This is a genomic window from Pseudomonas sp. P5_A2_2, from assembly GCF_054177685.1.
Genome location: NZ_JBGCUL010000168.1, coordinates 1 through 7281, shown reverse-complemented (window position 1 = coordinate 7281; position 7281 = coordinate 1). Strand labels below are relative to the sequence as shown.

The window sequence follows — 7281 nt, the reverse complement described above, 5'->3', positions numbered from 1 at the left end:
GTAGCGGGTGTACTGGCTGATCTTGCGACGGCCAGCTTCACCTTCCTTCTTCAACTGCTCCAGCTGCGGGCTGACGGCGGTCATCAGTTGCATGATGATCGATGCCGAGATGTACGGCATGATCCCCAGTGCAAAGATGCTCATCCGTTCCAGCGCGCCGCCGGAAAACATGTTGAACAAGCTAAGAATGGTCCCCTCATTCTGTCGAAACAGGTCCGCGAGTCGGTCCGGGTTGATACCTGGAACCGGGATGTGTGCGCCTATTCGGTAGACGATAATCGCCAGGAACAGAAAACGCAGACGAGCCCAGAGTTCAGACATACCGCCTTTGCCGAGCGCAGAGAGAGCACCTTGCTTAGCCATTTATTCCTCGAACTTGCCGCCAGCTGCTTCGATAGCCGCACGCGCACCTTTGGTGGCGCCGATTCCCTTGCCGATAGTGACAGCGCGAGTCACTTCACCGGACAGCATGATTTTCACACGCTGTACGTTGACGTTGATCACGTTGGCATCTTTCAGGGACTGCACGGTGACGATGTCGCCTTCCACTTTAGCCAGCTCGGACAGACGCACTTCTGCGCGGTCCATGGCTTTCAGGGAAACGAAACCGAACTTCGGCAGGCGACGATGCAGCGGCTGTTGACCGCCTTCAAAGCCTGGAGCAATGGTGCCACCGGAGCGGGAGGTCTGACCTTTGTGACCACGGCCACCAGTCTTACCCAAACCGCTACCGATACCACGGCCCGGACGATGCTTTTCGCGACGGGAACCCGGCGCTGGACTCAGATCATTGAGTTTCATCGATTAACCCTCGACACGCAGCATGTAGTAAGCCTTGTTGATCATCCCGCGATTCTCGGGAGTATCCTGGACTTCTACAGTGTGACCGATGCGACGCAGACCCAGACCCTTAACGCACAGTTTKTGGTTAGGGATGCGGCCGGTCATGCTTTTGATCAGCGTTACTTTTACGGTAGCCATGATCAGAAGATCTCCTTGACGCTTTTGCCACGCTTGGCGGCAATGGATTCAGGAGACTGCATTGCTTTCAAACCCTTGAAAGTGGCGTGAACCACGTTTACCGGGTTAGTCGAGCCGTAGCACTTGGCCAGAACGTTCTGAACGCCAGCAACTTCGAGGACAGCACGCATAGCGCCGCCAGCGATGATACCGGTACCTTCAGAAGCAGGCTGCATGTACACCTTCGAAGCGCCGTGAGCGGACTTCATTGCGTACTGCAGAGTGGTGCCGTTCAGATCAACCTGGATCATGTTGCGGCGAGCAGCTTCCATTGCCTTCTGGATCGCAGCAGGCACTTCACGCGACTTGCCACGGCCGAAGCCAACACGGCCCTTACCATCACCAACCACGGTCAACGCGGTGAAAGTGAAGATACGGCCGCCTTTAACGGTTTTGGCTACGCGGTTAACTTGAACCAGCTTCTCGATGTAGCCTTCGTCGCGCTTTTGGTCGTTATTTGACATAACTTAGAACTCCAGCCCAGCTTCACGAGCAGCATCAGCCAGCGCTTTAACGCGGCCGTGGTACTTGAAGCCAGAGCGGTCGAAAGCCACTTGCGAGACGCCAGCGGCCTTAGCACGCGTAGCGACCAGCTGGCCAACCTTAGTGGCCGCGTCGATGTTGCCGGTGGCACCATCACGCAGTTCTTTATCCAAAGTCGAGGCGCTCGCCAGGACTTTGTTGCCGTCGGCCGAAATGACCTGGGCGTAGATGTGCTGCGAAGAGCGGAACACGCAGAGACGCACGACTTCGAGTTCGTGCATTTTCAGGCGTGCTTTGCGAGCGCGACGCAGTCGAGTAACTTTTTTGTCGGTCATTTGCTATGCCCTACTTCTTCTTGGCTTCTTTACGACGGACGACTTCGTCCGCGTAGCGCACACCTTTGCCTTTGTACGGCTCTGGTGGACGGAAGTCGCGGATCTCGGCGGCCACTTGACCTACCAGCTGCTTGTCGATGCCCTTGATCAGGATATCGGTCTGGCTAGGAGTCTCAGCGGTGATGCCTTCCGGCAGTTCGTAATCCACTGGGTGCGAGAAGCCAAGAGCCAGGTTCAGCACTGTGCCTTTTGCTTGCGCTTTGTAACCAACACCGACCAGCTGGAGCTTGCGCTCGAAGCCTTGGCTTACGCCTTGGACCATGTTGTTTACCAACGCACGAGTGGTACCAGCCATTGCGCGAGTCTGTTGATCGCCATTGCGAGCAGCGAAACGCAGCTCACCAGCTTCTTCAACGATCTCAACGGACGAATGGATGTTCAGTTCAAGAGTACCCTTGGCACCCTTCACCGAAAGCTGTTGGCCTGCGAATTTTACTTCGACACCGGCTGGCAGCTTAACGGGGTTCTTAGCGACGCGAGACATGCTTATCCCCCCTTAGAACACAGTGCAAAGAACTTCGCCGCCGACACCGGCAGCGCGCGCAGCACGATCCGTCATCACACCTTTGTTGGTGGAGACGATAGACACACCGAGACCGCCACGAACTTTTGGCAGATCATCGACGGACTTGTACTGACGCAGGCCTGGACGGCTAACGCGCTTCACTTCTTCGATAACCGGACGGCCTTCGAAGTACTTCAGCTCGATGGACAGCAGTGGTTTGATTTCGCTGCTGATCTGATAACCCGCAATGTAACCTTCGTCCTTCAGGACTTTGGCAACAGCTACCTTCAACGTGGAAGATGGCATGCTTACGACGGACTTTTCAGCCATCTGGGCATTACGGATACGAGTTAGCATGTCCGCTAACGGGTCCTGCATACTCATGGGCTAGACGCTCCTAATACAAAAAAATTAGCCTTGCGGCTATTACGTGTCGCCGAGAATCTCCGAGCATGAAAAACACGGGCTCAGGCGAGCCGGGTATTCTAGACACACCCCAGAAATGAATCAAGCCCCAAAAGGGGCTTGATCCAGATTCAAGGCCACCGGTGGTCAGGATCTTGCGAACCTTTCCACCGAGACTTTGAAAGTACTTACCAGCTGGCTTTAACCAGACCCGGTACGTCACCACGCATGGCAGCTTCACGCAGCTTGTTACGGCCGAGGCCGAACTTGCGGTAAACGCCGTGTGGACGACCGGTCAGGCGGCAGCGGTTACGCATGCGCGAAGCGCTTGCGTCACGTGGCTGCTTCTGCAGGGCTACTGTAGCTTCCCAACGCGCTTCTGGACTTGCGTTCAGATCAACGATGATAGCTTTCAGTGCTGCACGCTTCTTGGCGTACTTGGCAACCGTGAGCTGACGCTTCAGCTCGCGGTTTTTCATGCTCATCTTGGCCATGGTCCTACTCCAATCAGTTGCGGAACGGGAATTTGAACGCACGCAGCAGAGCGCGGCCTTCATCATCGTTCTTGGCAGTGGTGGTCAGGGTGATGTCCAGACCGCGGAGAGCATCGATCTTGTCGTAGTCGATTTCCGGGAAGATGATCTGCTCTTTCACGCCCATGCTGTAGTTACCACGACCATCGAAGGACTTGGCATTCAGGCCGCGGAAGTCGCGAACCCGAGGCAGGGAGATCGACAGCAGACGATCCAGGAACTCGTACATACGCTCACGGCGCAGGGTCACTTTGACGCCGATCGGCCAACCTTCACGGACTTTAAAGCCAGCGATGGATTTGCGAGCGTAGGTCACAACGACTTTCTGGCCGGTGATCTTTTCCAGGTCAGCAACAGCGTGCTCGATGACTTTTTTGTCGCCGATCGCTTCGCCCAGACCCATGTTCAGGGTGATTTTGGTAACGCGCGGAACTTCCATCACGTTCGAAAGCTTAAGTTCTTCCTTAAGTTTCGGAGCAATTTCCTTCCGGTAAATCTCTTTTAGTCGTGCCATGGTCTCATCTACCTAGCAGTGTTCAAGCATCAACCGCTTTTTGGGTCGACTTGAAGACACGAATTTTCTTGCCGTCTTCTACTTTGAAACCAACGCGGTCAGCCTTGTTGGTTTCGCCGTTGAAAATGGCGACGTTAGAAGCATCCAGTGGAGCTTCTTTTTCGACGATACCGCCCTGCACGCCCGACATCGGGTTAGGCTTGGTATGACGCTTGACCAGGTTCAGACCACCAATAACCAAACGGTTGTTAGCGAGAACCTTAAGCACCTTACCGCGCTTACCTTTGTCTTTGCCGGCGATCACGATGATCTCGTCGTCACGACGAATCTTTTGCATGTCGGATCTCCTTACAGCACTTCTGGGGCGAGCGAGACGATCTTCATGAACTTCTCAGTACGAAGTTCACGGGTCACTGGCCCAAAGATACGGGTGCCGATCGGCTCTTGCTTGTTGTTCAGAAGAACAGCAGCGTTGCCATCAAAGCGGATAATGGAGCCATCAGCACGACGTACGCCGTGACGAGTGCGGACTACAACAGCAGTCATCACTTGGCCTTTTTTCACTTTACCGCGAGGAATTGCTTCCTTGACGGTAACTTTGATGATGTCACCGATACCAGCGTAACGACGATGGGAGCCACCCAGCACCTTGATGCACATAACGCGGCGAGCGCCGCTGTTATCGGCCACATCGAGCATGGATTGAGTCTGAATCATATAATTTCTCCGACCCCTAGTCCTTAGACTTCCACAGCGCGTTCGAGAACATCAACCAGCGCCCAAGACTTGGTCTTGGCCAAAGGACGAGTTTCACGAATAGTGACTTTGTCGCCGATGTGGCACTGATTGGTTTCGTCGTGCGCGTGCAGCTTAGTCGAACGCTTAACGTATTTACCGTAGATCGGGTGCTTAACGCGACGCTCGATCAGAACGGTGATGGTTTTGTCCATCTTGTCGCTGACAACACGGCCAGTCAGCGTACGGACAGTTTTTTCGGCTTCAGCCATGATTACTTACCTGCCTGCTGGTTGAGCACAGTCTTCACGCGAGCGATGTCACGCTTAACTTGCGAGAGCAGATGAGACTGCCCCAACTGGCCAGTTGCTTTCTGCATACGCAGATTGAACTGGTCGCGCAGCAAGCCGAGCAGTTGCTCGTTCAGCTGCTGTGCGGATTTTTCACGAAGTTCATTCGCTTTCATCACATCACCGTCCGTTTAACAAAGGAGGTGGCGAGCGGCAGCTTTGCAGCAGCCAGGGCGAAAGCCTCACGCGCCAGCTCTTCAGAAACACCCTCGATTTCATACAGGACTTTGCCTGGCTGAATCTGGGCAACCCAGTATTCGACGTTACCCTTACCTTTACCCATCCGAACTTCGAGTGGCTTCTTGGAAATAGGCTTGTCCGGGAATACACGGATCCAGATCTTGCCGCCACGTTTTACGTGACGGGTCAGAGCACGACGCGCTGACTCGATCTGACGAGCGGTGAGACGACCACGAGCAACAGACTTCAGCGCGAACTCGCCGAAGCTGACTTTGCTACCGCGCAATGCCAGGCCACGGTTGTGACCAGTCATTTGCTTGCGGAACTTCGTACGCTTTGGTTGCAACATTTGGCGTACCCCTTACTTAGCAGCTTTTTTACGAGGCGCTGGTGCTTGTGGTTTCAGTTCTTCTTGGCGACCACCAATTACTTCGCCTTTGAAGATCCAAACCTTTACACCGATCACACCGTAGGTGGTGTGAGCTTCGTAGTTGGCATAGTCGATGTCGGCACGCAGGGTGTGCAATGGCACACGACCTTCGCGATACCATTCAGTACGTGCGATTTCAGCACCGCCGAGACGACCGCTCACTTGGATTTTGATGCCTTTGGCACCAATGCGCATGGCGTTCTGTACGGCGCGCTTCATAGCACGACGGAACATTACGCGACGCTCCAGCTGCTGAGCTACGCTCTGCGCAACCAGCATACCGTCGAGTTCCGGCTTGCGGATCTCTTCGATATTGATGTGCACAGGCACACCCATTTGCTTGGTCAGGTCCTGACGCAGTTTCTCAACATCTTCACCTTTCTTCCCGATAACGATACCTGGACGAGCGGTGTGGATGGTGATACGTGCAGTTTGGGCCGGACGATGGATATCGATACGGCTTACGGACGCGCTTTTTAGTTTGTCTTGGAGATACTCACGCACCTTCAGATCTGCGAGCAAATAGTCCGCATAAGTCCGACCGTCTGCGTACCAGACGGAGGTGTGCTCCTTGACGATTCCCAGGCGAATGCCAATGGGATGTACTTTCTGACCCATCTCTTCGACTCCGTTACTTGTCAGCAACCTTGACAGTGATATGGCAAGACCGCTTGACGATGCGATCAGCACGGCCTTTGGCACGTGGCATGATGCGCTTCAGCGAACGCCCTTCGTTGACGAAAACAGTGCTGACCTTCAGGTCATCAACGTCTGCGCCTTCGTTATGCTCGGCGTTGGCTACGGCCGACTCCAGCACTTTCTTCATGATCTCGGCGGCTTTCTTACTGCTGAAAGCCAACAGGTTGAGCGCTTCGCCCACCTTCTTCCCGCGGATCTGGTCGGCGACCAAGCGGGCTTTCTGGGCGGAGATTCGAGCGCCCGACAACTTAGCGGCTACTTCCATTTCCTAACCCCTTAACGCTTGGCTTTCTTGTCTGCCACGTGCCCGCGATAAGTGCGGGTACCGGCGAACTCGCCCAGTTTGTGGCCGACCATGTCTTCGTTCACGAGAACTGGGACGTGCTGACGACCGTTGTGTACTGCGATGGTCAGACCGACCATTTGTGGCAGGATCATCGAACGACGCGACCAGGTTTTCACCGGTTTGCGATCGTTCTTTTCCGCCGCCACTTCGATCTTCTTCAGTAGGTGAAGATCGATAAAAGGACCTTTTTTCAGAGAACGTGGCACTGTCGTATCCCTCTATTTACTTGCGACGACGGACGATCATTTTGTCGGTACGCTTATTACCACGAGTCTTCGCGCCCTTAGTCGGGAAGCCCCATGGCGATACCGGATGACGACCACCAGAGGTACGACCTTCACCACCACCATGTGGGTGGTCAACCGGGTTCATGGCAACACCACGAACGGTTGGGCGAACGCCACGCCAGCGTTTGGCACCAGCTTTACCCAGCGAACGCAGGCTGTGCTCGGAGTTCGAGACTTCGCCCAGGGTCGCACGGCATTCAGCCAGGACTTTACGCATTTCACCGGAACGCAGACGCAGGGTCACGTAAACGCCTTCACGAGCGATCAGCTGAGCCGAAGCACCAGCGGAACGAGCGATCTGTGCGCCTTTACCCGGCTTCAGTTCGATGCCGTGTACGGTGGAACCGACTGGAATGTTGCGCAGTTGCAGAGCGTTGCCTGGCTTGATAGGAGACAGTC

The 7281-nt window shown here is 54.9% G+C and carries 18 protein-coding genes; all 18 read right to left on the bottom strand.

The window, feature by feature from the left end; translation table 11 throughout:
• A partial coding sequence (locus tag ACXRVY_RS12760; protein ID WP_458237511.1) for a preprotein translocase subunit SecY occupies positions 1-363 on the bottom strand: 363 nt, incomplete at its 3' end.
• Positions 364-801, bottom strand: coding sequence for a 50S ribosomal protein L15 (gene rplO / locus ACXRVY_RS12755; RefSeq protein WP_003228720.1), 438 nt, complete (start codon positions 799-801; stop codon positions 364-366).
• Between the two features lie 3 nt (positions 802-804).
• Positions 805-981, bottom strand: coding sequence for a 50S ribosomal protein L30 (rpmD, locus tag ACXRVY_RS12750; RefSeq protein WP_458237510.1), 177 nt, complete (start codon positions 979-981; stop codon positions 805-807).
• A 2-nt stretch (positions 982-983) separates the two neighbouring features.
• Complete coding sequence (gene rpsE, locus ACXRVY_RS12745) at positions 984-1484, bottom strand: 30S ribosomal protein S5 (protein WP_003186035.1); 501 nt, start codon at positions 1482-1484, stop codon at positions 984-986.
• 3 nt (positions 1485-1487) lie between these two features.
• A complete protein-coding gene (gene rplR / locus ACXRVY_RS12740; protein WP_003186037.1) occupies positions 1488-1838 on the bottom strand; it encodes a 50S ribosomal protein L18 in 351 nt (116 codons plus the stop codon).
• Between the two features lie 10 nt (positions 1839-1848).
• Positions 1849-2382, bottom strand: coding sequence for a 50S ribosomal protein L6 (gene rplF / locus ACXRVY_RS12735; protein ID WP_003176412.1), 534 nt, complete (start codon positions 2380-2382; stop codon positions 1849-1851).
• Positions 2383-2394: 12 nt separating this feature from the next.
• Entirely contained in the window at positions 2395-2787 is a 393-nt protein-coding gene (gene rpsH, locus ACXRVY_RS12730) for a 30S ribosomal protein S8 (protein WP_003186040.1), read from the bottom strand.
• A 209-nt stretch (positions 2788-2996) separates the two neighbouring features.
• Positions 2997-3302, bottom strand: coding sequence for a 30S ribosomal protein S14 (rpsN, locus tag ACXRVY_RS12725; protein ID WP_003176414.1), 306 nt, complete (start codon positions 3300-3302; stop codon positions 2997-2999).
• A 13-nt stretch (positions 3303-3315) separates the two neighbouring features.
• Positions 3316-3855 (bottom strand): 50S ribosomal protein L5, encoded by a 540-nt coding sequence (gene rplE, locus ACXRVY_RS12720; protein ID WP_003210069.1) that lies wholly within the window; start codon positions 3853-3855, stop codon positions 3316-3318.
• Positions 3856-3877: 22 nt separating this feature from the next.
• The gene (rplX, locus tag ACXRVY_RS12715; RefSeq protein WP_003176416.1) at positions 3878-4192 is read right to left on the bottom strand and encodes a 50S ribosomal protein L24; all 315 of its coding nucleotides are present in this window, start codon (positions 4190-4192) and stop codon (positions 3878-3880) included.
• A gap of 11 nt (positions 4193-4203) precedes the next feature.
• A complete protein-coding gene (gene rplN / locus ACXRVY_RS12710; protein WP_002555479.1) occupies positions 4204-4572 on the bottom strand; it encodes a 50S ribosomal protein L14 in 369 nt (122 codons plus the stop codon).
• A gap of 23 nt (positions 4573-4595) precedes the next feature.
• Entirely contained in the window at positions 4596-4862 is a 267-nt protein-coding gene (gene rpsQ / locus ACXRVY_RS12705) for a 30S ribosomal protein S17 (protein WP_003176419.1), read from the bottom strand.
• A 2-nt stretch (positions 4863-4864) separates the two neighbouring features.
• Positions 4865-5056, bottom strand: a complete 192-nt coding sequence (gene rpmC / locus ACXRVY_RS12700; RefSeq protein ID WP_002555481.1) for a 50S ribosomal protein L29 — start codon at positions 5054-5056, stop codon at positions 4865-4867.
• Complete coding sequence (rplP, locus tag ACXRVY_RS12695; protein ID WP_003228729.1) at positions 5056-5469, bottom strand: 50S ribosomal protein L16; 414 nt, start codon at positions 5467-5469, stop codon at positions 5056-5058. The genes rpmC and rplP overlap by 1 nt, the downstream gene beginning before the upstream one ends.
• A 12-nt stretch (positions 5470-5481) precedes the next feature.
• The gene (gene rpsC, locus ACXRVY_RS12690; RefSeq protein WP_008065719.1) at positions 5482-6168 is read right to left on the bottom strand and encodes a 30S ribosomal protein S3; all 687 of its coding nucleotides are present in this window, start codon (positions 6166-6168) and stop codon (positions 5482-5484) included.
• Between the two features lie 13 nt (positions 6169-6181).
• Entirely contained in the window at positions 6182-6514 is a 333-nt protein-coding gene (rplV, locus tag ACXRVY_RS12685) for a 50S ribosomal protein L22 (protein ID WP_003103908.1), read from the bottom strand.
• A gap of 11 nt (positions 6515-6525) precedes the next feature.
• A complete protein-coding gene (rpsS, locus tag ACXRVY_RS12680) occupies positions 6526-6801 on the bottom strand; it encodes a 30S ribosomal protein S19 (protein WP_002555486.1) in 276 nt (91 codons plus the stop codon).
• Positions 6802-6817: 16 nt separating this feature from the next.
• On the bottom strand, positions 6818-7281 hold a 464-nt coding region (gene rplB, locus ACXRVY_RS12675; protein ID WP_458237509.1), incomplete at its 5' end, for a 50S ribosomal protein L2.

Bases quoted from the DNA above. Each gene is read 5' to 3' on its own strand.
- rplO (WP_003228720.1), bottom strand. From the start codon at position 801: ATGAAACTCAATGATCTGAGTCCAGCGCCGGGTTCCCGTCGCGAAAAG.
- rpsE (WP_003186035.1), bottom strand. From the start codon at position 1,484: ATGTCAAATAACGACCAAAAGCGCGACGAAGGCTACATCGAGAAGCTG.
- rplR (WP_003186037.1), bottom strand. From the start codon at position 1,838: ATGACCGACAAAAAAGTTACTCGACTGCGTCGCGCTCGCAAAGCACGC.
- rplF (WP_003176412.1), bottom strand. From the start codon at position 2,382: ATGTCTCGCGTCGCTAAGAACCCCGTTAAGCTGCCAGCCGGTGTCGAA.
- rpsH (WP_003186040.1), bottom strand. From the start codon at position 2,787: ATGAGTATGCAGGACCCGTTAGCGGACATGCTAACTCGTATCCGTAAT.
- rpsN (WP_003176414.1), bottom strand. From the start codon at position 3,302: ATGGCCAAGATGAGCATGAAAAACCGCGAGCTGAAGCGTCAGCTCACG.
- rplE (WP_003210069.1), bottom strand. From the start codon at position 3,855: ATGGCACGACTAAAAGAGATTTACCGGAAGGAAATTGCTCCGAAACTT.
- rplX (WP_003176416.1), bottom strand. From the start codon at position 4,192: ATGCAAAAGATTCGTCGTGACGACGAGATCATCGTGATCGCCGGCAAA.
- rplN (WP_002555479.1), bottom strand. From the start codon at position 4,572: ATGATTCAGACTCAATCCATGCTCGATGTGGCCGATAACAGCGGCGCT.
- rpsQ (WP_003176419.1), bottom strand. From the start codon at position 4,862: ATGGCTGAAGCCGAAAAAACTGTCCGTACGCTGACTGGCCGTGTTGTC.
- rpmC (WP_002555481.1), bottom strand. From the start codon at position 5,056: ATGAAAGCGAATGAACTTCGTGAAAAATCCGCACAGCAGCTGAACGAG.
- rplP (WP_003228729.1), bottom strand. From the start codon at position 5,469: ATGTTGCAACCAAAGCGTACGAAGTTCCGCAAGCAAATGACTGGTCAC.
- rpsC (WP_008065719.1), bottom strand. From the start codon at position 6,168: ATGGGTCAGAAAGTACATCCCATTGGCATTCGCCTGGGAATCGTCAAG.
- rplV (WP_003103908.1), bottom strand. From the start codon at position 6,514: ATGGAAGTAGCCGCTAAGTTGTCGGGCGCTCGAATCTCCGCCCAGAAA.